General features: G+C 52.5%; 26 protein-coding genes. 12 read left to right on the top strand and 14 right to left on the bottom strand.

Annotated elements, in window-relative coordinates; translation table 11 throughout:
* Positions 1–122 precede the first annotated feature (122 nt).
* The 6 genes from nrdR (at position 123) to pgpA (ending at position 4228) form a co-directional block, all read left to right on the top strand.
* Positions 123–572 (top strand): transcriptional regulator NrdR, encoded by a 450-nt coding sequence (nrdR, locus tag KQJ18_RS10995; protein WP_016152032.1) that lies wholly within the window; start codon positions 123–125, stop codon positions 570–572.
* Between the two features lie 3 nt (positions 573–575).
* Entirely contained in the window at positions 576–1679 is a 1104-nt protein-coding gene (gene ribD, locus KQJ18_RS11000) for a bifunctional diaminohydroxyphosphoribosylaminopyrimidine deaminase/5-amino-6-(5-phosphoribosylamino)uracil reductase RibD (protein WP_038638204.1), read from the top strand.
* Between the two features lie 90 nt (positions 1680–1769).
* On the top strand, positions 1770–2240 hold the full coding sequence (gene ribE / locus KQJ18_RS11005) for a 6,7-dimethyl-8-ribityllumazine synthase (protein ID WP_003021575.1): 471 nt from the start codon (positions 1770–1772) through the stop codon (positions 2238–2240).
* Between the two features lie 19 nt (positions 2241–2259).
* Complete coding sequence (gene nusB, locus KQJ18_RS11010) at positions 2260–2679, top strand: transcription antitermination factor NusB (RefSeq protein ID WP_000801129.1); 420 nt, start codon at positions 2260–2262, stop codon at positions 2677–2679.
* A 75-nt stretch (positions 2680–2754) separates the two neighbouring features.
* Positions 2755–3732, top strand: a complete 978-nt coding sequence (thiL, locus tag KQJ18_RS11015; protein WP_038638205.1) for a thiamine-phosphate kinase — start codon at positions 2755–2757, stop codon at positions 3730–3732.
* Positions 3710–4228 carry a phosphatidylglycerophosphatase A gene (gene pgpA, locus KQJ18_RS11020; RefSeq protein ID WP_042310116.1) on the top strand — a complete coding sequence of 173 codons (519 nt, stop codon included), beginning with the start codon at positions 3710–3712 and terminating at the stop codon, positions 4226–4228. Before thiL ends, pgpA begins: the two co-directional genes overlap by 23 nt.
* A 57-nt stretch (positions 4229–4285) precedes the next feature.
* On the opposite strand, the gene yajO is transcribed toward pgpA, so the two are convergent.
* The 4 genes from yajO to xseB are packed head-to-tail and all read right to left on the bottom strand — an operon-like array spanning position 4286 to position 8346.
* The gene (yajO, locus tag KQJ18_RS11025; protein WP_042310115.1) at positions 4286–5260 is read right to left on the bottom strand and encodes a 1-deoxyxylulose-5-phosphate synthase YajO; all 975 of its coding nucleotides are present in this window, start codon (positions 5258–5260) and stop codon (positions 4286–4288) included.
* Between the two features lie 56 nt (positions 5261–5316).
* Positions 5317–7179 carry a 1-deoxy-D-xylulose-5-phosphate synthase gene (gene dxs / locus KQJ18_RS11030; RefSeq protein WP_038638211.1) on the bottom strand — a complete coding sequence of 621 codons (1863 nt, stop codon included), beginning with the start codon at positions 7177–7179 and terminating at the stop codon, positions 5317–5319.
* Positions 7180–7203: 24 nt separating this feature from the next.
* Complete coding sequence (ispA, locus tag KQJ18_RS11035) at positions 7204–8103, bottom strand: (2E,6E)-farnesyl diphosphate synthase (protein ID WP_038638213.1); 900 nt, start codon at positions 8101–8103, stop codon at positions 7204–7206.
* Complete coding sequence (gene xseB / locus KQJ18_RS11040) at positions 8104–8346, bottom strand: exodeoxyribonuclease VII small subunit (protein ID WP_038638224.1); 243 nt, start codon at positions 8344–8346, stop codon at positions 8104–8106.
* 208 nt (positions 8347–8554) lie between these two features.
* Between xseB and thiI the strand changes: the two genes are divergently transcribed.
* On the top strand, positions 8555–10003 hold the full coding sequence (thiI, locus tag KQJ18_RS11045; protein WP_038638226.1) for a tRNA uracil 4-sulfurtransferase ThiI: 1449 nt from the start codon (positions 8555–8557) through the stop codon (positions 10001–10003).
* Between the two features lie 96 nt (positions 10004–10099).
* Here thiI and yajL read toward each other — a convergent pair whose 3' ends face one another.
* Complete coding sequence (gene yajL / locus KQJ18_RS11050) at positions 10100–10690, bottom strand: protein deglycase YajL (protein WP_069323955.1); 591 nt, start codon at positions 10688–10690, stop codon at positions 10100–10102.
* Positions 10653–11564 carry a 2-dehydropantoate 2-reductase gene (gene panE / locus KQJ18_RS11055; RefSeq protein ID WP_038638233.1) on the bottom strand — a complete coding sequence of 304 codons (912 nt, stop codon included), beginning with the start codon at positions 11562–11564 and terminating at the stop codon, positions 10653–10655. Before panE ends, yajL begins: the two co-directional genes overlap by 38 nt.
* A gap of 174 nt (positions 11565–11738) precedes the next feature.
* On the opposite strand from panE, the gene KQJ18_RS11060 reads away from it, so the two are divergent.
* Positions 11739–12230, top strand: coding sequence for a YajQ family cyclic di-GMP-binding protein (locus KQJ18_RS11060; protein WP_038638234.1), 492 nt, complete (start codon positions 11739–11741; stop codon positions 12228–12230).
* Between the two features lie 79 nt (positions 12231–12309).
* Here the strand turns inward: KQJ18_RS11060 and KQJ18_RS11065 are convergent, their stop codons facing one another.
* Positions 12310–13674, bottom strand: a complete 1365-nt coding sequence (locus KQJ18_RS11065; protein WP_216421966.1) for an MFS transporter — start codon at positions 13672–13674, stop codon at positions 12310–12312.
* A 182-nt stretch (positions 13675–13856) separates the two neighbouring features.
* Between KQJ18_RS11065 and tssD the strand changes: the two genes are divergently transcribed.
* Genes tssD through KQJ18_RS11080 form a run of 3 tightly spaced genes read left to right on the top strand, consistent with a single transcriptional unit; the run spans position 13857 to position 15141 of the window.
* A complete protein-coding gene (tssD, locus tag KQJ18_RS11070; RefSeq protein WP_003021598.1) occupies positions 13857–14339 on the top strand; it encodes a type VI secretion system tube protein TssD in 483 nt (160 codons plus the stop codon).
* A gap of 11 nt (positions 14340–14350) precedes the next feature.
* Positions 14351–14818 (top strand): STM2901 family protein, encoded by a 468-nt coding sequence (locus KQJ18_RS11075; RefSeq protein ID WP_110498637.1) that lies wholly within the window; start codon positions 14351–14353, stop codon positions 14816–14818.
* Complete coding sequence (locus KQJ18_RS11080; protein ID WP_124021502.1) at positions 14818–15141, top strand: DUF1493 family protein; 324 nt, start codon at positions 14818–14820, stop codon at positions 15139–15141. The genes KQJ18_RS11075 and KQJ18_RS11080 overlap by 1 nt, the downstream gene beginning before the upstream one ends.
* Positions 15142–15198: 57 nt before the next feature.
* Here the strand turns inward: KQJ18_RS11080 and cyoE are convergent, their stop codons facing one another.
* The 7 genes from cyoE to KQJ18_RS11115 form a co-directional block, all read right to left on the bottom strand.
* On the bottom strand, positions 15199–16089 hold the full coding sequence (cyoE, locus tag KQJ18_RS11085; RefSeq protein ID WP_003831005.1) for a heme o synthase: 891 nt from the start codon (positions 16087–16089) through the stop codon (positions 15199–15201).
* An 11-nt stretch (positions 16090–16100) separates the two neighbouring features.
* Positions 16101–16430, bottom strand: coding sequence for a cytochrome o ubiquinol oxidase subunit IV (locus KQJ18_RS11090; protein WP_003831006.1), 330 nt, complete (start codon positions 16428–16430; stop codon positions 16101–16103).
* Positions 16430–17044 (bottom strand): cytochrome o ubiquinol oxidase subunit III, encoded by a 615-nt coding sequence (locus KQJ18_RS11095; protein WP_003831007.1) that lies wholly within the window; start codon positions 17042–17044, stop codon positions 16430–16432. Before KQJ18_RS11095 ends, KQJ18_RS11090 begins: the two co-directional genes overlap by 1 nt.
* Positions 17034–19025 carry a cytochrome o ubiquinol oxidase subunit I gene (gene cyoB, locus KQJ18_RS11100; protein ID WP_038638255.1) on the bottom strand — a complete coding sequence of 664 codons (1992 nt, stop codon included), beginning with the start codon at positions 19023–19025 and terminating at the stop codon, positions 17034–17036. Before cyoB ends, KQJ18_RS11095 begins: the two co-directional genes overlap by 11 nt.
* Before the next feature lie 10 nt (positions 19026–19035).
* Positions 19036–19992 carry a cytochrome o ubiquinol oxidase subunit II gene (cyoA, locus tag KQJ18_RS11105; protein ID WP_085047638.1) on the bottom strand — a complete coding sequence of 319 codons (957 nt, stop codon included), beginning with the start codon at positions 19990–19992 and terminating at the stop codon, positions 19036–19038.
* A 585-nt stretch (positions 19993–20577) separates the two neighbouring features.
* Positions 20578–22053 (bottom strand): muropeptide MFS transporter AmpG, encoded by a 1476-nt coding sequence (ampG, locus tag KQJ18_RS11110; protein WP_121528683.1) that lies wholly within the window; start codon positions 22051–22053, stop codon positions 20578–20580.
* Between the two features lie 44 nt (positions 22054–22097).
* Positions 22098–22676, bottom strand: coding sequence for a lipoprotein (locus KQJ18_RS11115; protein WP_003021617.1), 579 nt, complete (start codon positions 22674–22676; stop codon positions 22098–22100).
* A gap of 306 nt (positions 22677–22982) precedes the next feature.
* Between KQJ18_RS11115 and bolA the strand changes: the two genes are divergently transcribed.
* Positions 22983–23300, top strand: coding sequence for a transcriptional regulator BolA (gene bolA, locus KQJ18_RS11120; RefSeq protein WP_216421967.1), 318 nt, complete (start codon positions 22983–22985; stop codon positions 23298–23300).
* Positions 23301–23552 lie beyond the last annotated feature (252 nt).

Genomic DNA, 23552 nt, shown 5'->3' on the forward strand with positions numbered 1-23552 from the left:
AATGGTAGTGTGCACAGAGCACGAAGGCATCGATCCTTTGTCTCAAAAGCGCTGCGCCTTTGTTGTCACGCCAGTTCAGGGTAAAATAGATTTCTGTGAACCACTGAGGTACAGGACGCCGTATGCATTGCCCATTCTGTTTCGCCGTAGACACTAAGGTAATTGACTCTCGTCTTGTAGGCGAGGGCTCCTCAGTACGCCGCCGTCGGCAGTGTCTGGTCTGTAACGAACGTTTCACCACTTTTGAAGTGGCTGAACTTGTCATGCCGCGCGTTGTGAAGAGCAACGATGTGCGTGAACCCTTTAATGAAGATAAGCTGCGCAGCGGCATGCTCAGAGCGCTGGAGAAACGCCCGGTCAGCTCAGATGACGTCGAAATGGCGTTAAACCATATCAAATCACAACTGCGTGCGACTGGCGAGCGTGAGGTGCCGAGTAAGATGATCGGCAACCTGGTGATGGAGCAGTTGAAAAAGCTCGATAAAGTCGCTTACATCCGCTTTGCTTCGGTTTACCGCAGTTTCGAAGATATCAAAGAATTTGGCGAAGAGATTGCTCGCCTACAGGACTAAGCCATGCAGGATGAATTGTACATGGCGCGCGCGCTGAAGCTTGCTGCGCGCGGACGTTTCACTACTCACCCAAATCCCAACGTCGGCTGCGTGATTGTTAAGGACGGGGAGATCGTCGGTGAAGGATATCATCACCGCGCGGGCGAGCCGCATGCCGAAGTCCATGCCCTGCGCATGGCCGGAGAAAAAGCGCAAGGGGCAACCGCCTATGTGACGCTTGAGCCCTGTAGTCATCATGGCCGTACGCCGCCGTGCTGCGATGCATTGATTGCGGCGGGCGTAGCACGCGTCGTTGCCGCGATGCAGGATCCCAATCCACAGGTAGCAGGTCGTGGCCTCTACCGTTTGCAGCAGGCGGGCATTGACGTCAGCCACGGGCTGATGATGAGCGAGGTTGAGCTGCTTAATAAGGGCTTTCTCAAGCGCATGCGTACAGGATTCCCGTATCTGCAGCTTAAGCTTGGCGCATCGCTCGATGGCCGTACGGCGATGGCCAGCGGGGAAAGCCAGTGGATCACCTCGCCGCAGGCGCGCCGCGATGTGCAACGGCTGCGCGCGCAAAGCCATGCCATTTTAACCAGCAGCGCGACGGTACTGGCCGACGATCCTCAGCTTACCGTGCGCTGGTCGGAGCTTGGGGAGTCAACTCAGGCGAGTTACCCGCAGGAAAATCTGCGCCAGCCGATCCGCATTGTCCTTGATAGCCAGAATCAGGTCACGCCGGAGCACCGAATTGTGCACCAGCCGGGAGAAACCTGGATTGTCCGAACGAAAGACGATACCCGCAGTTGGCCGGAGTCGGTTCGCAGTATCAAGGTGCCGGAACATAACGGGCATGTGGATTTGGTCGTGCTGATGATGCAACTGGGTAAACAGCAAATTAACAGTATTTGGGTGGAAGCTGGCCCAACGCTTGCGGGCGCGTTATTACAGGCCGGTTTGGTGGATGAGCTAATCGTGTATGTTGCGCCTAAACTGTTAGGCAGCGATGCGCGAGGATTATGTGTGCTGCCTGGGCTTGAGAAACTGGCCGACGCCCCCCATTTCAAATTCAACGAGATACGCCAGGTGGGCCCGGACGTTTGCCTGCATTTAACCACTGCGTGAGGCTTTCTGAATTAGAGGAAGCAGCGCCCAGAATATTATGATAAAATCCGCCCCCCTTACGGGGCCATAAATCGAACCCGAAGGAAGAATATGAACATTATTGAAGCTAACGTTGCTACTCCGGACGCTCGCGTCGCCATCACCATTGCGCGTTTCAACAACTTTATCAATGACAGCCTGCTGGAAGGTGCGATCGACGCCCTGAAACGTATTGGCCAGGTTAAAGATGAAAACATTACCGTCGTTTGGGTTCCAGGCGCGTATGAGCTGCCGCTGGCGGCTGACGCGCTGGCGAAAACCGGTAAATACGATGCGGTGATTGCGTTAGGTACGGTGATCCGTGGCGGTACCGCGCACTTCGAATATGTGGCTGGCGGTGCAAGCAATGGCCTGGCGCATGTCGCGCAGGACAGTGGCATTCCGGTAGCCTTCGGTGTACTGACCACCGAAAGTATTGAACAAGCCATCGAACGTGCTGGCACGAAAGCCGGCAACAAAGGCGCAGAAGCTGCACTGACTGCGCTTGAAATGATTAATGTATTGAAAGCCATCAAGGCCTGATTTTTGTAAGGGGAAATCCGTGAAACCTGCTGCTCGTCGCCGCGCCCGTGAGTGTGCCGTCCAGGCGCTCTACTCCTGGCAGTTGTCCCAGAACGACATCGCTGATGTTGAATACCAGTTCCTGGCGGAACAGGACGTTAAAGATGTCGACGTTCTGTATTTCCGTGAGCTGCTGTCCGGGGTGGCGACTAACAGCGCGTACCTGGATGGCTTAATGAAGCCTTACCTGTCTCGTCTGCTGGAAGAGCTGGGTCAGGTAGAAAAAGCCGTACTGCGTATTGCGCTGTTTGAACTGTCTAAACGTAGTGATGTGCCGTACAAAGTGGCTATCAACGAAGCGATTGAACTGGCGAAAACCTTCGGCGCCGAAGACAGCCATAAATTCGTTAACGGCGTACTGGATAAAGCAGCACCTGTGATTCGCCCCAACAAAAAGTAATCCCGAGGCCGGCGGAGAGTGGAACTTGTTTCCGCTATCCCCGGCTTTTTCTTTTTTTCTGCTGAGGCATAACGTATGGCATGCGGCGAATTTTCCCTGATTGCCCGTTATTTTGATCGCGTAAGAACGTCTCGTCTTGATGTCGAAACCGGTATTGGCGACGATTGCGCACTCCTGAACATCCCTGAAAAACAGACATTGGCGATCAGTACCGATACGCTGGTGGCAGGCAACCACTTCCTCCCCGACATTGATCCTACCGATCTGGCCTGGAAAGCCCTGGCGGTGAATTTAAGCGATCTGGCGGCGATGGGGGCCGATCCTGCGTGGTTGACGCTGGCACTGACGTTACCCGACGTTGATGAAGCCTGGCTTGAAGCTTTCAGCGATGGCCTGTTTGAACTCCTTAATTACTACGATATGCAGCTGATTGGCGGTGATACCACGCGTGGGCCGCTGTCGATGACGTTGGGTATTCATGGCTACGTTCCCGTTGGGCGAGCCTTAAAACGTTCCGGGGCAAAACCGGGCGACTGGATTTATGTGACTGGCACGCCGGGCGACAGTGCGGCGGGACTGGCGATTTTGCAGGACCGACTGCAGGTGACAGAACCAAAAGACGCGGAGTATCTGCTGCAACGCCACCTGCGCCCAACTCCGCGTATTTTACAGGGACAAGCCCTGCGCGATCTGGCCAGTGCGGCTATCGATCTCTCCGACGGCCTGATTTCCGATCTGGGGCATATCGTCAATGCCAGCGGCTGCGGCGCGCGGGTTAACGTTGACGCGCTGCCATATTCCACGGCATTCGCCCAACACGTTGAGCCTGAACAGGCGCTGCGCTGGGCGCTCTCGGGGGGGGAAGATTATGAGTTATGCTTTACCGTACCGGAAATCAACCGTGGCGCGCTGGACGTCGCGCTGGCACATCTCGGGACCTCGTTTACCTGCATCGGTCAGATGAGTGCGGATGTAGAAGGCGTCCACTTTACGCGCGATGGAAAACCCGTCACGTTCGACTGGAAAGGATATGACCATTTTGCCGCGCCTTAAAAAAGATGTCGCCAAAAGCCGCCTGAGTATGCGTAATCCGTGGCACCTGTTAGCCACCGGTTTTGGTAGCGGGCTGAGTCCAATTATTCCTGGCACCATGGGATCGCTGGCGGCGATCCCTTTTTGGTATTTAATGACATTTCTGCCATGGCAGCTGTATTCGCTGGTGGTCATGCTGTCTATCTGTATCGGCGTTTATCTGTGTCATCAAACGGCGAAAGACATGGGCGTGCACGATCACGGCAGCATTGTCTGGGACGAATTTGTCGGTATGTGGATAACCCTGATGGCGCTACCGACCCTCGACTGGCAATGGGTTGCCGCCGGATTTGTGATTTTCCGTATTCTGGATATGTGGAAGCCGTGGCCGATTCGTTGGTTCGATCGCAATGTGCATGGCGGGACGGGGATCATGATCGACGATATTGTCGCCGGGATACTCTCTGCAGGTATTTTGTATTTTATCGGCCATCACTGGCCGATCGGTATCATTTAACGGGTTTGCCGGATAGCGGCGTAAACGCCTTATCCGGCTTACAATCTACAATCGCGCTTATTTAAATCCCACCACCGGGTGCTGTTTATACGGCGTCTCCAGCTCGGCAATTTGCTCCGGCTTCAGCGTTAAATCCACCGCATTGAGCAATTCATCCAGTTGTTCTTCACGCGATGTACCGATAATGGGCGCAGCCACGCCTGGTTTGCTCAGCAGCCATGCCAGCGCGACCTGCGCCCGCGTAACGCCCAGCTCCTCACTGATGCCAGCCAGCCGGGCGGCAATTTGCGCGTCGTTTTCATCGCTCTCGTTATATAAATTTTTACCGACTTCATCGGAAACCAGACGTGCGGTCGTTTCTCCCCACGGGCGGGTCAGGCGACCACGCGCCAGCGGACTCCACGGGATCACCGCGACACCTTCCTGATAGCAGAGCGGCAACATTTCGCGTTCTTCTTCGCGGTAGATCAAGTTGTAGTGATCCTGCATGCTGACGAACTGCGCCCAGCCGTGTTGCTTCTGCAAGGCCAGCGCCTGAGCAAACTGCGAAGCATGCATGGATGAGGCGCCGATATAGCGAGCTTTACCGGCTTTGACTACATCGTTAAGGGCTTCCAGCGTTTCCTCGATTGGCGTGTTGTAATCCCAGCGGTGAATTTGCAGGATGTCTACATAGTCCATGCCCAGGCGTCTGAGGCTGTCGTCGATTGAGCGCAGGATTTGTGCGCGGGATAATCCTTCTGCTAAATCATCCACCTGGTGAAAAACTTTTGTCGCGACCACGACATCTTCGCGGCGGGCGAAATCACGCAGCGCGCGGCCGACAATCTCTTCGCTGCTGCCAGCGGAGTAGCTGTTGGCGGTATCGAAAAAGTTAATGCCGCCCTCAAGGGCGTGTTTGATTATCGGGCGGCTGCTCTCTTCAGGCAGCGTCCAGGCGTGATTACCGCGATTGGGCTCGCCAAACGTCATGCAGCCCAGGCAAAGGCGGGAGACCCGGAGGTCGGTTTTTCCTAAGGTGTTGTATTGCATTCATTCGCTCCTGCTTAGCGTGTTATTCATTAAGCATAGCAGGAGCGGGGAGGGGATTATGCCAGCCAGGCCTTGATTTTGGCCTCAATGCCTGCGGCATTAAGACCCAGATCGGCGCGAGCCTCATCCTGAGTGCCCTGTGGGATGAAGAAGTCAGGCAGGCCGATGTTCAGCACCGGAACGGGCTTGCGATGGGCCATCAACACTTCGTTTACGCCACTGCCTGCGCCGCCCATAATGGCGTTCTCTTCAATGGTAACCAGCACGTCGTGTCGGGCCGCCATTTCGAGGATCAACGTTTCATCCAGCGGTTTCACAAAGCGCATGTCGACCAGCGTGGCGTTCAACGACTCTGCGACCTGAGCAGCTTCCGGCATCAGGGTGCCAAAGTTAAGAATCGCCACTTTTTCCCCGTGACGCTTCACGATGCCTTTACCTATTGGCAGGTGTTCCAGCGGCGTCAGCTCAACGCCCACCGCATTACCGCGTGGATAGCGCACGACCGATGGCCCGTTGTTGTAGTGATAGCCGGTAAACAGCATCTGGCGGCATTCATTCTCATCGCTCGGGGTCATAATGACCATTTCCGGGATGCAGCGCAGGAAGGAGAGATCGAACGCCCCCTGGTGGGTTTGCCCATCTGCGCCAACGATACCTGCCCGGTCAACGGCGAACAGGACCGGCAGTTTCTGGATGGCCACATCATGCAGCACCTGATCGTAGGCGCGTTGCAGGAAGGTAGAGTAAATAGCCACGACCGGCTTGTAGCCGCCAATCGCCAGACCTGCTGCAAAGGTCACTGCATGCTGCTCGGCAATCGCCACATCGAAGTAGCGGTCCGGGAACTTACGTGAGAATTCCACCATACCGGAGCCTTCGCGCATCGCCGGGGTAATCGCCATCAGCTTATTGTCTTTCGCTGCGGTCTCACATAACCAGTCCCCGAAGATTTTTGAATAGCTTGGCAGGCCGCCGCTGCTTTTCGGCAGACAGCCGCTGGATGGATCGAATTTGGGTACGGCGTGGAACGTGATCGGGTCTTTTTCCGCTGGCTCATAGCCACGACCTTTTTTGGTCATGATGTGCAGGAACTGCGGGCCTTTCAGATCGCGCATGTTCTTCAGCGTGGTGATAAGCCCCAGCACGTCGTGCCCGTCCACCGGGCCGATATAGTTAAAGCCCAGCTCTTCAAACAGCGTGCCCGGCACGACCATGCCTTTGATGTGCTCTTCGGTACGTTTGAGCAGCTCTTTAATCGGCGGTACGCCGGAGAACACTTTCTTCCCGCCTTCGCGCAGCGAAGAGTAGAGTTTACCTGAGAGCAGTTGCGCCAGGTGATTGTTCAGCGCGCCGACATTCTCTGAAATCGACATTTCGTTGTCGTTGAGGATAACCAGCATATCGGGCTTAATATCACCCGCATGGTTCATCGCTTCAAACGCCATCCCGGCGGTGATAGCGCCGTCGCCAATCACACAAACGGTACGGCGATCTTTGCCTTCTTTCTCGGCGGCAACCGCAATACCAATGCCAGCGCTAATGGACGTTGAGGAGTGCCCAACGCTCAGTACGTCATACTCGCTCTCACCGCGCCACGGGAACGGATGCAAACCGCCTTTCTGACGAATGGTGCCGATTTTATCGCGGCGGCCGGTCAGAATTTTGTGCGGATAAGCCTGATGTCCCACATCCCAGATTAACTGGTCAAACGGGGTGTTATAGACGTAGTGCAGCGCGACGGTAAGTTCCACCGTGCCCAGACCAGAGGCGAAGTGCCCGCTGGAACGGCTTACGCTGTCGAGCAAATAGCGGCGCAGTTCGTCGCAAAGCTTTGGCAGGCTCTCTTTTGGCAGCAGGCGTAACTCCTGGGTGGAGTCGACCAGCGCCAGGGTCGGGTATTTGGCTATATCAAAACTCATCGCAAGCTCATGGGATATGTTGGTTTATTTATCACGCTGGATTATATAGTCCGCTAGCGCTTCCAGTGCCGAGGTATCGAGAGACTGCGCGGCCAGTAAACTTAGCGACTGGCGGGCATCCTCGATTAAATCCCGGGCTTTATTCCGGGCTTGCTCAAGACCCAGAAGTGCAGGATAGGTACTTTTGCCAAGCTGCTGGTCAGCACCCTGACGTTTACCCAATGTTGCAGTATCGCCTACCACATCCAGTATGTCATCCTGAACCTGGAAGGCCAGACCGATGCTTTCTGCGTATTTGTCGAGTATTGCCAGGCATTCCCGCCCTTTATCGCCTGCGCTTAATGCACCCAGACGCACGGCGGCACGAATCAATGCCCCGGTTTTATGGCGGTGAATACGCTCCAGCGCATCCAGCGCAACCTGATGACCTTCCGCTTCCAGATCCAGCGCCTGGCCGCCGCACATGCCGGCGATTCCGCTGGCCTGCGCCAGTTCAGAGATCATCGCGATGCGGTCACGGTCAGATACTTCCGGCATCGGGGCGTCGCTGATAATGGAAAACGCCAGCGTTTGCAGCGCATCTCCGGCCAGGATCGCGTTTGCCTCGCCAAATTTTACATGGCAGGTTGGCAGACCGCGGCGCAGGTCGTCGTCGTCCATCGCGGGTAAATCATCATGCATCAGCGAATAGGCATGGATGCACTCGACGGCGGCAGCGGGAGCATCAAGCGTACTCAGGCTGACGCCAAACATCTGACCGGTCGCATACACCAGGAATGGGCGCAGACGTTTACCGCCTAATAATGCGCCATATTGCATGGTTTCGACCACGGGAGTGTTCTGAAAGGGCAGTGGCGTGATAAAACGGCTCAGTGCCTGATTGGCCTGCTCAACGCAAGCCTGTAGCTGCTGCGTAAAATCCATTTACTCATTATCCGGTGTAAAAGGCGTAAGGGCGGCGTCTTCGGTGTCTGACAGCAGGATTTGTACGCGCTGTTCAGCCTGTTGCAATTTGACCTGTCCCTGACGCGCCAGTTGTACGCCACGTTCGAATTCGTTCAGCGCTTCTTCCAGCGGCAGGTCGCCGCTTTCCAGGCGGGTAACAATCTGTTCCAGCTCGCTCAGCGCTGTTTCAAAACTGGCTGGCGCTTCATTTTTCTTCGGCATAATGAATGTCTGACTCTCTGTATTGGCAGCACAAGACTATGGTAACGGACTCGCACTGATAAGCAAATAACGCGCAATGGTAAGGCGATGTGCACAGGATGACCATGATAGTGGTATACTTGCGCGCCTGGATGCAGCCGCAGGGTATGGGCTGCTGTATTTTTTTCCATTACAAGTCATTCAGACTTGCCAAAGAACCATTGCCGCCATGAAGTTTATCATTAAATTGTTCCCAGAAATCACCATCAAAAGCCAATCTGTGCGTTTGCGCTTTATAAAAATTCTGACAGGGAACATTCGTAACGTTTTAAAGCACTACGATGAAGACCTTGCCGTTGTCCGTCACTGGGATCACGTTGAGGTTCGCGCTAAAGATGAAAGCCAGCGTCTGGATATTCGCGACGCGCTGACCCGTATTCCGGGTATCCACCATATTCTCGAAGTAGAAGACGTGCCGTTTACCGACATGCACGATATTTTCGAGAAAGCGCTGGTGCAGTATCGCGATCAACTGGAAGGAAAAACCTTCTGTGTACGCGTTAAGCGTCGCGGTAAGCATGAGTTTAGCTCCATTGAGGTGGAACGTTATGTTGGCGGCGGGTTGAACCAGCATATTGAATCCGCGCGCGTGAAGCTGACGAAACCGGACGTGACGGTGAATCTTGAAATCGAAAATGACCGTCTGCTGCTGGTTAAAGGCCGCTATGAAGGTATTGGCGGTTTCCCGATTGGTACGCAGGAAGACGTCCTGTCGCTGATCTCCGGTGGTTTCGACTCCGGCGTATCGAGTTACATGCTGATGCGTCGTGGCTGCCGCGTACACTATTGCTTCTTTAACCTCGGCGGCGCTGCGCATGAAATTGGCGTTCGTCAGGTGGCGCATTATCTGTGGAACCGCTACGGTAGCTCGCATCGCGTACGTTTTGTCGCGATCAACTTTGAGCCGGTGGTGGGCGAGATCCTGGAGAAAGTCGACGACGGTCAGATGGGCGTGGTCCTTAAACGTATGATGGTACGAGCGGCATCGAAAGTCGCTGAGCGCTACGGCGTACAGGCACTGGTAACCGGTGAAGCGCTGGGCCAGGTGTCCAGCCAGACGCTGACCAACCTGCGCCTGATTGATAACGTTTCGGATACCCTGATCCTGCGCCCGCTTATCTCCCATGATAAAGAACACATCATCAACCTGGCGCGTGAAATTGGTACCGAGGACTTTGCGCGTACCATGCCGGAATACTGCGGCGTAATTTCAAAAAGCCCAACGGTGAAGGCGATTAAAGCGAAGATTGAGGCCGAAGAAGAAAACTTCGATTTCTCTATCCTCGATAAAGTGGTCGAAGAAGCGAACAATATCGATATTCGCGATATCGCCCAGCAGACTCAGCAGACCGTGGTGGAAGTGGAAACCGTGAGTGGTTTCGGCTCAAACGACGTGATTCTGGATATCCGTTCTGTGGATGAACAGGATGACAAGCCGCTGAAGGTGGAAGGTGTGGACGTGGTTTCACTGCCGTTCTACAAGCTGAGCACCAAATTCGGCGATTTAGACCAGAGTAAAACCTGGCTGCTGTGGTGTGAACGCGGCGTGATGAGCCGCCTGCAGGCGCTGTATCTGCGCGAGCAGGGCTTTGAAAACGTGAAGGTGTATCGCCCGTAGTTCCTTTGCCGGATGGCGCTGCCGCTTATCCGGTCTACAGACTGTACCGTTTTGTAGGCCGGATAAGGTGTTTACGCCGCCATCCGGCAATCATTCTTATTCGTAGTAGTTATAAATTCCCGCAGCAATTACCAGTTGTGACGCCACTTCATGAGCCTTTTCGCGGCTTACCAGTAGATCAATGATTTTTAAACCAAAATCAATGGATGTTCCCGGACCCTGGCTGGTTAACAGGTTAACGCGCGGATCCCAGACGACACGCTTGTCTTGCCATTGTTCTGCGGGAATTTTGTCCTTCAACGCCGGGAAACCTGTCATATTTCCGATGGGGAAGATATCGTGCGGGACAAGTACGGTGGCGGCAGCGGCGCAAATTGCTGCGACAATACGCCCGGAGCGATGAAACTGCTTCACGGTTTCGACAAGCAAAGGGCTATCGCGAAAACACTCCGCGCCTTTAATACCACCAGGCAATACGATGATGTCGAAATCGCCGTCAGCCACTTCGACCAACGGTGCGTCAGCCAGCAGCTTCACTCCGCGTGAGCACACAATCGTCAGGTCGCCATCGCTGGCGACGCTTGCTGTAGTGACCTTAATTCCGCCGCGAACCAGCAGATCGATAGTAGTGACCGCTTCGGTCTCTTCACTACCAGGGGCGAGACAAACCAGTGCTTGAGCGCTCATACTCACTTTCCTTTCTCTTTACCATTTCAAACAGGTGGGCATTTTCCGGGACGGCGATGCCGTGCGCGCGGGCGCGTTTTAACAGGTAACCGGTAATATAGTCGATCTCTGTATGGCGCATGGCACGAATATCCTGCAGCATTGATGAGATGTTTTCCGCCGTACTATCAATGACTTGCTCGACATAATAGCGTAAATCATCCGCTGATGTGTGGTGGCCTTCGCGTTCAATAACCGCTGCTACTTCCTCACAGATTAGCGCTATTTTTTCCGGATGCTGACGCAGTTCGCCGTTTGGGCAGTCCCAGAGCGCCGTCAGGGGATTAATGACGCAGTTCACCGCCAGTTTGCGCCACAGTTCGGCACGAATATTATTGTGCCAGGCGACATCCGGTAGTACTTCTTGCAGTGTCTCAGCCAGATAGCTGAAATCACCGTCCTGCTCACGCGCCGGACCGATGCGCGTTGTGCCCTGAGCGACATGAATGATGACATTTCCGTCGCGACGTGCTGCGTGGGTGGTGGTGCCCATCAGCAGAGGCTGTTTAATGTTTTGCAGCTCTTCAATCGTCCCCATACCGTTGTGAATCAGCAAAATTGGGGTAGTTTCAGGCAGAATTGCGGCCAGACCTTTTACCGCATCGGAAACCTGCCAGGCTTTAAGTGTAACCAGCAACAGGTCGCTTTTTGCCAAAAAGTCGGGGTCGTTTGCCGTCAGGGATTCATTAAAAACCGATCCATCCGTGTCGATCAGGTTCACGCTGCAGTAAGGCTGTGGCACGCGTAGCCACCCTTGCACCTCATGTCCATGTTTGCACAGCGTGGTAAGCCACAGCTGTCCTAACGCTCCACATCCCAGTACGGTAATTTTCATTCTTCCTCCTCACCTGCAACAGCACCAGGTGTTAATCCATATCGGCCGTACCCCTTTATTGTTCACAGGTTTCAGTTCCGCGTACAATTAAAGGATACAGCCTAGTATAGCGCTGTCTGTTGAGTAACTTTGCAGGTATTATGCTTCGCATCAAAAATGAAGGGAGAGGAAAAGATGCCATCTTTCGATATTGTCTCTGAAGTTGATCTTCAGGAAGCCCGTAACGCGGTAGAAAACGCCAGCCGCGAAGTAGAGTCACGCTTTGATTTTCGTGGTGTTGAAGCGACTTTTGAGCTGAATGAGTCAAATAAGACGATTAAGGTGCTGAGCGAGTCAGATTTCCAGGTCAATCAACTGCTGGATATTTTACGTGCCAAGCTGCTGAAACGCGGGATTGAAGGCACGTCGCTGGACGTACCGGAAACCTTCGTGCACAGCGGTAAAACCTGGTTTGTGGAAGCGAAGCTGAAGCAGGGTATTGAAAGCGCGGTGCAAAAGAAAATCGTTAAGCTGATTAAAGACAGCAAGCTGAAAGTGCAGGCGCAGATTCAGGGCGAAGAAATCCGTGTAACCGGCAAGGCGCGTGACGACCTACAATCTGTTATGGCGTTGGTTCGCGGCGGCGACCTCGGCCAGCCGTTCCAGTTTAAGAACTTCCGCGATTAAGTCGTAATGCCCGCTTATCCGGCCTACAGGTAGCACACGCTATTTGTCGGCCGGATAAGACGTCGCCATCCTGCAATCTTCACGCCAGGCTGATGGCCTGCTCAACCTCAAATCGATTGGTCACTTTGCTGTCGATTTTTACGTAGGCCGAATGTTCTTGCGCCACAATTAACACTTCGCTTATCCCTTCTTTAGCCAGCAGACGCTGCTTCAGGGTGTCATCCGCGGCAATCTCCGGTGAGATTTCCACGCGCAGGCTGCTAACGTACGGCGGTTCTTTCATTGTGCTGGCCACCAACAACCACACTGCCGCCAGAAGCGCGCCGGCCAGGAATACCGCCTGCCCATCAAACATGTCGACAACCCAACCGCCCAGCGAACCGCCAATCGCCACGCCAAGAAACTGGCTGGTGGAGTAAACGCCCATCGCCGTACCTTTATAGCCAGCCGGAGACTCTTTACTGATAAGCGAGGGGAGGAGGGCTTCCATCAGGTTGAAGGCGAGGAAGAATATCTGCACGCCCGCAATCAGCCCCCAGAAACGAATGTTTGCGCTCCACAATACAATTTCGGCAACAAGAATCAGTAACACGCAGGCGAGGAACACGCGTTTCATCCGGCGTTTCACTTCGGCGTAAATGATGAACGGCACCACGGAAACGAAGGACAGCAGCATCGTCACCAGATAAATTTTCCAGTGTTCGGCTGCGGGGAAACCCGCTTTCGCCAACTGACCTGGCAAGGCGACGAAAGTGGACATCAGTAAAATGTGCAGACACATGATGCCGAAGTTGAGCTTCAGCAGTTTTGGCTCCGCCAGTACTTTGCTGAAGCTACCTTTTACCATGCCTGATTCGCGGTTCAGTACGTGGGTCGTGCTATTGGGAACGACCCAAATGGTCAGCACGATACCTGTGGTAGCAAGGCCCGCGATCATCCAGAACAGCGCGTGTAGCCCTAGCGCGTGGGTAACGATCGGCCCCAATACCATCGCAATGGCGAAGGTGATACCAAAGCTGACACCGATAAACGCCATTGCTTTGGTTCGGTTTTGCTCGCGAGTTAAGTCGGACAATAGCGCCATTACGGCGGCGGCAATCGCGCCAGAGCCTTGCAGAGCTCGACCAAGAATAATTCCCCAGATTGAATCTGAGAGGGCGGCAATCACGCTGCCGAAAACGAATACCGCCAGTCCGCCGACAATAAGCGGCTTACGACCGATGCGGTCTGACAGCAGACCAAAGGGGATCTGGAAGATGGCTTGCGCCAGGCCATAAATACCGATAGCAAGTCCGATCAAGGCTTCGCTGGCACCCTGTAGTGCCATACCGTACGTGGTCAGAACCGGCAGGACCATAAACATGCCAAGCATACGCAACGAAAATACGGTCCCTAAACCCCAGGTGGCGCGCAACTCACCGGGCGTCATTTTGTAATCGTTCATTCCCACCTCTGTATTAATTTCGCGCCTAGTGTAAAGCGGGGAAGGGGTGGGGTAAACCTCTACGATATGTGGAATTGTGTAGCGGTATAACTGAAATAGTTACTTGTGTAACTAATTTACTTGCGATAATTACAGGTGTAGTCTTTTTGTAGTTATTTTTAATGGAAACAGGGAAAAGGAAAATGGCAATTCCAGGCAATATGTGGATTTATGACGATGGTGGCGCGCTGATAAAGGGCGGGTGTGACGTAAAGGGAAGAGAATACAGTATTGAATTTAAAGGTTTTCATCACAATCTCTCTATTCCCACCGATAATGCAACGGGTAAACCAACAGGCACACGCCAACATTCACCGATGATGATCGTCAAAGAGTTTGACTACTCGAGTCCCTATTTATACAAAGCGGTTGCTTCTGGTCAGAATCTTAAGTCTGCAGAGATTCGTTGGTACAAAATCAATGATGCGGGTCAGGAAGTGGAGTATTTCAACATGCTGCTCGAGGGCGTGCGGATTGTCTCGGTCTCTCCTACGATGGCTGGGCCAGAAGACAAAAACAACAATCACCTTGAAACCATAGAATTACGCTACGAAAAAATCACCTGGAAGCATTGCGACGGGAACATTATCTATACCGACGCATGGAATGATCGGCAGACGGCATAATGGGTGATTGAATGGACACCACTGAAGAAGCGAATGGAACCTATTGGTATCACGGTCACGCTAACGTAACGTCGGGTGAACTGTTTGATTTGATATTCATCGAGCAGTTGGCCGATTCATTAGGTATCACCACGGAAGCTGTTACGCTGGTTTTGATCGGCCAACCATTTATTCCTGTGGAAGGAAAGCTATCAGCAGCCACAAACACCCCAGGCACTAGTATTGCATCAATTCTATGTAGAAAACTTCTGAAAGGGGCTCGGTTCCCGTTTGGTTTAAGACTACACGCTCCTATGGGGAAGTTTTCCAAATTAAAGATGGTTCCAACAAACCAAATAGCAACTTACTTAGGCCGCTGGGTTCCTTTTATCGGGCATGCTCAGTTAATCGTGCTTTTGTTCGCGGTGACAAAACATACCCGCGATAAATACAACCTCATCGCGCGACCCAAAGATCGCATACAGTGGACATCTTTCTGATGAGAAATTATGAAGCTGAAGTTATTGAGTACATCATGAAGAATTACCCAATCAGGGAACGCTGGTTTAGACCTGGTCTTAGGCAGGTTACTAAAGAATGGACCCTGGAGGATGATTTTCAGTTTGTTCCGGAAGATGCGTATGATTTTTTAGCTGATTTATTTGAGCATTTTGATATTGAATATTCGAATTTTGATGGGAGGAATTATATTGAACAAGAATACCCTTTCTGGAAAAAAGAGCCTCCCGAAATAGAGTTAAAACCTCTGACAGTAGGGATGATCATTGAGTCAGCAAAGGCCGGGAAATGGCTATATGATTGAATAGCTTTCTTGCCAATAAAAAGGGTGCCAAAGCACCCTTTTCTTATCTGCCGATTCTTACCAGACGTAAGTCAGTAGGTTCTGCGAGTTTGGCACCATAAAGTCGACGGACATCATCACGCTGAGCGCGGTAATGGCGATGATGGAGAAGCCGAACAGCTTGCGCGCCCAGACTCTGTCATCTTCCACTTTATAACCGCGCAGCGCCATGCCCAACCACCAGACGCTCACCGCCGCCGCAACAATCAGGTATTTATAACCTGCATAACCGCCCAGGGTTAGCATCAGCGTGGCGATAGCAAATGCCACGATATACAGCGTGATATGGTTCTTCGCGACCGAAATGCCTTTTACCACTGGCAGTACAGGGATGTTGGCAGCCTGATAATCCTTGAAGCGGAAAATCGCAATCGCGTAAGAGTGCGGCATTTGCCACAGGCTGAAGATAGCCAGCAGAATCAGCGCACCGCTATCGAACTCACCGGTTACGGCGCAGTAGCCAATCACCGGCGGCGCAGCGCCGGAGAGTGAGCCAATCAGCGTACCGTAAACGGAATGGCGCTTCATATACAAGCTATAGACGCCCACGTATACCACGAAGCCCATCACCCCCAGCCAGCAGGCCAGAGGGTTGGCGCCAAACCACAGCAGCATAAAGCCAGCAATACCCAGCAAGGTGGCGTATACCAGCGAGACGGCAGGGGAAATCAGACCTTTAACCAGCACGCGGTTTTTGGTCCTCTCCATCTTCCTGTCGATATCCCTGTCGATATAGTTGTTAAATACACAACCCGACGCCACAACCAGTGACACCCCAACCAGCGTGTAGATAAACAGGGGATAGTCGATGCTGCCTTTCGAGGCCAGCAGGAACCCCCCAATCACCGAGATCAGGTTGCCAAAGATGATGCCTGGTTTCGTAACTTGCAGGTATTGCTTAAACATCATAATCGCCGCTCTTAGTGCATCATCATGTTGTAGTTAAGGTTCCACATAATCCAGATGGAGCCCACAACCAGAATGGCGATGATTAGCACAGTAAAGACAAAGGCCGTCATGTTCCAACCTTCATCAGATTTGCTATTCATGTGCAAGAAGCACACCAGGTGCACCAGAATCTGTACCACTGCCATTGCCAGAATAGTTCCCAGAATGACGGCCGGAGAGGCAGAACCTGTCATCACCATCCAGAACGGAATGACCGTCAGGATGATCGACAGGATAAAACCTGTCATGTAGGTTTTTACGCTGCCATGGGATGCGCCGCCGCTCTCGTTAGAATGACTCATTACATCGCCCCCATCAGATAAACAACAGTGAACACACAGATCCACACCACATCCAGGAAGTGCCAGAACAGGCTCAGGCACATGATGCGGGTACGGTTAGTACTGGTCAGGCCGCGACGGGCAACTTGCACCATCAGCACCGCCATCCAGATAAGACCGGAGGTGACGTGCAGACCGTGCGTGCCGACCAGCGCGAAGAACGCAGACAGGAAGCCGCTGCGATCCGGGCCCATACCGTTAACAATCAGGTGATGGAATTCATAGAGTTCCATCCCGATGAATCCGGCACCGAACAAGAAAGTCAACGCCAGCCAGGAGATGACCTGGCTCTTGTTGTTCTTATACATGGCGATCGCCGCCATGCCATAGGTAATGGAGCTAAATAACAGCAGGAATGTTTCAACCAGAACGAACGGCAGTTCAAAAATGTCCTTACCTGTCGGGCCACCTGCGGTGCCGTTCACCAGAACGGCATAGGTTGCAAACAGAATTGAGAACAGAATGCAGTCGCTCATCAGGTAGACCCAGAATCCGAAGATCTTGGTCTGGCCTGCATCGTGGTGCCCGTGTTCGTGCGCGTGGGCAGTCGCGTGCGTTAAAGTATCAGTTGCCATTTTTCAGCCCTGCCTTAGTAATCTCATCGAAATGCTGGTTTTCCAGTTTTTCGACTTCCGGGACCGGCACGTAGTAATCCACGTCTTCATCAAAGCTTTTCACAATCCAGCTAATGATCATGCCTGCGAAGCTTGCAATCGCCAGCCACCAGATATGCCAGATCATGGCGAAACCAAACAGTGTTGCGAAGGCGGTAATGACGATACCGGCACCGCTGTTCTTCGGCATATGAATCTCTTCATAGTGCGTAGGCTGCTTGTACGCTTCACCTTTTTCTTTCATTTCCCAGAAGGCATCACGCTCGTGAACGTGCGGCACAACGGCAAAGTTATAAAACGGAGGCGGGGAAGAGGTTGCCCACTCCAGCGTACGACCACCCCATGGGTCACCGGTCAGGTCACGGTTCTGCTCGCGGTCGCGAATAGACACGTACATCTGAATGAACTGGCACAGGATACCCAGTGCAATCAGCGCGGCGCCACAGGCGGCAACAACCAGCATCGGATGGAACTGCGGGTCAATCTGCTGGCTGAGGCGACGGGTCATACCCATAAAGCCCAGCACGTACAGCGGCATAAATGCTACGAAGAAGCCGATGATCCAGAACCAGAATGCGCGTTTACCCCAGGTTTCGTTCAGCGTGAAGCCAAACGCTTTTGGCCACCAGTAGGTCATACCCGCGAAGCAACCAAATACTACGCCGCCGATGATAACGTTATGGAAGTGCGCAATCAGGAACAGGCTGTTGTGCAGTACGAAGTCCGCACCCGGCACCGCCAGCAGTACGCCGGTCATGCCGCCGACTGAGAAGGTGACGATAAAGCCAATCGTCCACAGCATTGCTGAGTGGAATACGATACGGCCCTGATACATGGTGAACAGCCAGTTGAAGATCTTCACCCCGGTCGGGATGGCGATAATCATGGTGGTAATACCGAAGAAGGCGTTTACGTTTGCGCCGGCACCCATGGTGAAGAAGTGGTGCAGCCAAACAATGAACGACAGAACGGTGATACACACGGTTGCCCACACCAGCGAGGTGTAACCAAACAGACGCTTACGCGAGAAGGTTGCTGCGACTTCGGAGAATACCCCGAATACTGGCAGGATCAGAATGTACACTTCCGGATGGCCCCAGGCCCAAATCAGGTTGATGTACATCATCATGTTGCCGCCCATATCGTTGGTAAAGAAATGGGTGCCCAGATAGCGATCCAGGGTCAGCAACGCGACGGTAACCGTCAGAATTGGGAACGAAGCGATAATCAGGATGTTCGCGCACAGAGATGCCCAGCTAAATACCGGCATCTTGAACATGGTCATTCCTGGCGCACGCATCTTAATGATGGTCACAAAGAAGTTGATACCGGTCAGGGTTGTACCAATACCGGACAACTGGACTGCCCATATCCAATAATCGACCCCGACGCTTGGACTGTACTCTATCCCCGAAAGAGGCGGATACGCCAGCCAACCGGTCTGCGCGAATTCACCGACGCCCAGAGACAGGTTAACCAGGATTACGCCAACAACGGTGAACCAGAAGCTCAGGTTGTTCAGGAACGGGAATGCAACGTCACGTGCGCCAATCTGTAGTGGAACCACCAGGTTCATCAGACCGATAACAAATGGCATTGCCACGAAGAAGATCATAATCACGCCGTGAGCCGTGAAGATCTGGTCGTAGTGGTGAGGTGGCAGGAAACCCGCTTCACCTGCAGAAGCCAGCGCTTGCTGACTACGCATCATGACGGCATCAGCAAAGCCACGAATCAACATCACGATTGCGACGATGACATACATGATGCCAAGGCGTTTGTGGTCAACCGAAGTTAGCCACTCTTTCCACAGGTAGGTCCACTTACCGAAGTAAGTGATAAGGCCGAGTAAGGCCGCACCACCGATGATAATGGCAGCGATCGTAACCATGACGATTGGTTCATGGAACGGAACTGCATCAAGTGTCAATTTTCCGAACATCGTATTCTTCTCAACCCCTTGAGTTGGCGGATTCCGCGTGGCTCATGTCCATGCCTTCCATACCTTCGTGTGCGCTGTGCTCACCTTCTGGTTGGGTCATGTCCATGCTCTTACCGTGAGCCATAAATTTGTTAATAACATCTTTAAACAAATCAGGTTTCACGTTGGAGAAGTATTCCACCTGGTTGTATTCGCTTGGCACAGCCACTTTTTCGAACGCAGCCATGTCGCTCATGGTGTTCGGAGACTGCTTAGCTTTAGCAACCCATTGGTCGAATTCGGCGCGGTCCTTTGTTGCAATAGCCTTGAATTTCATACCGGAGAAGCCTGGTCCGCTATAGCTTGCGGAGATACCATCATAAGTACCGACTTCATTGGCGATCAGATGCAGTCGAGTCTGCATACCAGCCATGGCATAAATCTGGCTACCCAGACGCGGGATAAAGAAGGAGTTCATCACGGAGTTGGACGTCACTTTGAATTCGACCGGAGTATTCGCCGGGAAGGCGATTTCATTCACGGTAGCGATACCCTGTTCCGGATAGATGAAGAACCATTTCCAGTCCATGGAAACCACTTCGATGGTAATGGGCTTCTCGTCATGCGCCAGCGGTTTGCTTGGCTCAAGAGCGTGAGTGGTTTTCCAGGTCAGCACGGCAAGGAAAATGATGATTAAGATCGGCACCGTCCAGACCACAGCTTCCACTTTATTGGAGTGTGACCAGTTCGGGCTGTACTTCGCATCTTTATTGCTTGCACGATACTTCCAGGCAAAACCAACAGCCATCAAGATGGCAGGAATAACGACGATCAACATCAGGCCAAATGCCGTCAGTATCAATGACCGTTGTTCCAGTCCAATCTGTCCTTTAGGGTCAAGCAGCGCAGAATTACAGCCACTGAGCAACGCAGTGCCTGCAATTAATGACAACCATCCCAAACTTTTATTGTATTTCCTGAGTCTCATTTAACGACCTCAATTCCACGGGACCGGGTGGCGTTTAAAGTGTGAGGTCATTTTACGGGAAGGTTACATTACTGTAAACATCATTGGATCTGTGTTACCGGGTTCTGCCGAGCGTGTCACATATGTTGCAATATATGTCGGGTTGGCTTTAAGAACCTGTTGCAACATCACGTTATAACGAAAGCAGGCAGGTGAAGGACGTGCGGAGGGCAATTGGTATAACCAATACCAAAATAAAACAATTAATTAACAATTGATTATCAATAAAAAGACAATTACAGAACAAAAAATAAATTTTTCATGGCTGAATCGAGTAAGGAAAATAGCATGTATAAAAGGCGTCAATAATTTCCAAATTCTATGGCGCACAAAATAACAAATAATATTTTTTATCAGTTGTTGTTTATTTAGCCGTTATAATTACGCAGGGTGATTACAACGGCTAAATATGCTCGTCATACTTCAAGCTACGGGTGTGTTGGCTTTCCTCGCTCACCCCAGTCACTTACTTATGTAAGCTCCTGGGGATTTGCTGCGTCGCCGCCTTCCCGTAACTCGAATTATTTAGAGCATAAATATGCAACATCACGCCAGGCGGGTTTTGCGCAATGCCAGATAATCCAGCAATCCGCCGAATACCACTCCGCAGACAGCGACCATCACCGAGATTTCAAGCAGTTCCGGCAGGAAGGAGAAGTTGGTGTAGTCCAGTGCGTTAAGGGTCAGCAACAATAGCCAAACTGCCAGCAAACAGCAGCCCGCGACCAGCGTCATTAATGCCAGACCGTACGCACCCCGAAATTCCGTGCGCGGAATAAAGCTCTCATTTTGCCAGCTATGTTCCAGCGTCTGGCGACAAACCAGCAGCAGGAGGAGTCCAGGCAGCGCGGCAAACACGGAGAACAGATAAAACGTGGGCCACCCGTGCGCTTCGACAAACCAACCCGCTACCGGACCTACGTACACGCGGCCAACCGCTGAAAGCGCGGAGAGCAGGGCGAACTGGGTCGCTGAGAAGGACTTATTGCACAGCGTCATTAATAAGGCGACAAACGCCGCAGTGCCCATCCCGCCACACAGGTTCTCAAAGAAGACGGCGGCGGCCATACTGAACATGTGTTTGTCAGTGATGGACAGCAGCCAGTAACCTGCGTTTGATGCCCCTTGCAGAATACCGAAAATCAACAATGCGCGGAACAGCGAGAGGCGCTGCATCAGGATCCCGCCGTACAGCGCGCCAACAATGGTTGCCAGCAGTCCCAGCGTTTTATTCACCACGCCGACTTCACCCGCATCAAATCCGACACCGCGGATTAAAAAGGTGGTGGTCAGACTCATCGCGAAGGCATCACCGAGCTTATAAAGCACGATAAGAAGCAGAATCAGCCAGGCATTGTTGCGGCCAAAAAAGTCTCGCAGCGGAGCCGCAACCGCCTGTTCCAGCGATTTAGGCACCGGAATAGCATCTGTTGGTTCTGGCGCTAACAGGGTGGCGATGATGCAAGGGATCAGCAGCGCCGCCATCAGCCAATACATTCCCTGCCAGCCGAGCCAGCGGTCGGCCATCCACAGGGCCAGTCCGCCGGAAACCAGCATCCCTAAACGGTAACCCAGTACGCTGATTGCCGCACCTGCGCCACGCTCTTCGGTGGGCAATACGTCGGTTTTCCAGGCGTCAAAGACGATATCCTGCGATGCTGAACAAAACGCGATCACCACCGCCAGCGCGGCCATCCAGCGTAGCTGCGTACCCGGCTCCAGAAAGCCCATCGCGGCGATAGAAATCAATAGCAGTAGCTGGGTCGCCAGTAGCCAACCGCGACGTCGGCCCAAAAACGGCGGCGTATAGCGGTCCATCAATGGAGACCAGAGGAACTTAAATACGTAGGCCTGGCCGACCAGAGAAAAGAAACCGATGGTTTTAAGATCGATATTTTCGACCGTCATCCACGCCTGGAGCGTACCGGATGTCAGTGCGAGCGGTAATCCGGAGGCGAACCCCAGAATGAGCAGGATAGCTGAACGTGGTTGCTGAAAAATACGTAAGTAATGACTGGACATGGGCTTCTATAGGCCCGACGAACGCCGGGCCATAAGGGCAGAAATTAACGAGCGTTCTGCTTGATGAAATCGTGAACGCTGGTGTCCTGAGACATATCAGCGATGGTGTCGGTCAGGACGCTGTTAACGGCATCAGCAATATTTTTGTTGGAGGCCTGCAGCGCGCCTTCAACAGAGTAGCTTGCGCGGTAGTTTTTGGTCATCTTGTTACCGTTCGCCGCGGTCGCAATAATAGCGATGTCTGCTTTAGTGGCGATGTTGTAACGCACGCTACCCTGAGACACGTCAGCATACAGCTGGCTAACAATGATTTGCAGGTTTACTGCGCCGTTCGGACCAATCATATAACCACGCGCAGTCATCTGTTTTTCCAGCACTTCTTGCAGCAGGAAACGCAGATCGCGGGAAGCGGTCAGGGTAACCAGCTGGTTGTCGCGGGTGACTTTTGCCAGCGCCTGATCCTGACGCTGGTCGGCGCCGTTGATACTCACGGTCACGCCCATCAGGCTCGGATCCTGCTGCGGCAGGGTAATTTTAGGGGAGACTTCAATGGTGGTAGGCGGCGTTGCGCATCCTGCCAACATAAACATCGCAACTAACGGGAAGAGGATTTTTTTAAACATGCCAGGGCTCTCAGCGAATCTAAATTGTGTGGTTAGAGAAAATTCCCGCCATCATAACATCGCCAACGATGAGGGGAAGTGGGTAACGCATGTAAATTCATTGTGTTGTCCTTTTTATGACATTGTGGAGACCAGAAACGGACTTTTTGCAATAAACCAAAGAATGAAATGAGTGAACTTCATTCGTTTGGCTGAGAAAATCAGACAAGCGCTAATTTTTTGTTGCTAAGGTGTAATGAAAACGGTAAAAGCGGCTAGTATTTAAAGGGATGGGTGACATCTCAGCGTTGTCGGAGGAAAAATTTCATGATGATTCGTGAGCAAATAGAAGAAAAATTAATGGCAGCGTTCCAACCCGTATTCCTCGAAGTTGTGGATGAAAGCTATCGTCACAATGTCCCGGCAGGGTCTGAAAGCCACTTTAAGGTTGTGCTGGTTAGCGATCGTTTTACAGGTGAACGTTTTCTTAATCGTCATCGGATGATTTACGGCACGTTAACGGCGGAACTCTCCACAACCGTACATGCGTTAGCCCTGCATACCTATACCATTAAGGAGTGGGAAGCGTTGCAGGACACGATCTTTGCGTCGCCCCCTTGTCGTGGAGCCGGGAGCATCGCGTAGAAAACGGATTTGCAACAACCGATGTTTTTCCAGTATGTTGCTACAGAATATGTGAAAACGGCCTGCGGGCCGTTTTGTTTTGTCTGAATTCTGGGGGAGTCGTACAGTATTCAGACAAAAATTAGCCGGGAATTGTGAAAAAAGCCGCAGCAACGCGCGATAACCGTTCTCGACTCATAAAAGTGATGCCGCTATAATGCGCGTCTTATTTTTCGGAATGTCTTCGGGATGATTCTGACGACAGGGAATGTG

Origin of the sequence: Citrobacter sp. S55_ASV_140, assembly GCF_018919505.1 — a bacterium.
Taxonomy (GTDB): domain Bacteria; phylum Pseudomonadota; class Gammaproteobacteria; order Enterobacterales; family Enterobacteriaceae; genus Citrobacter; species Citrobacter werkmanii.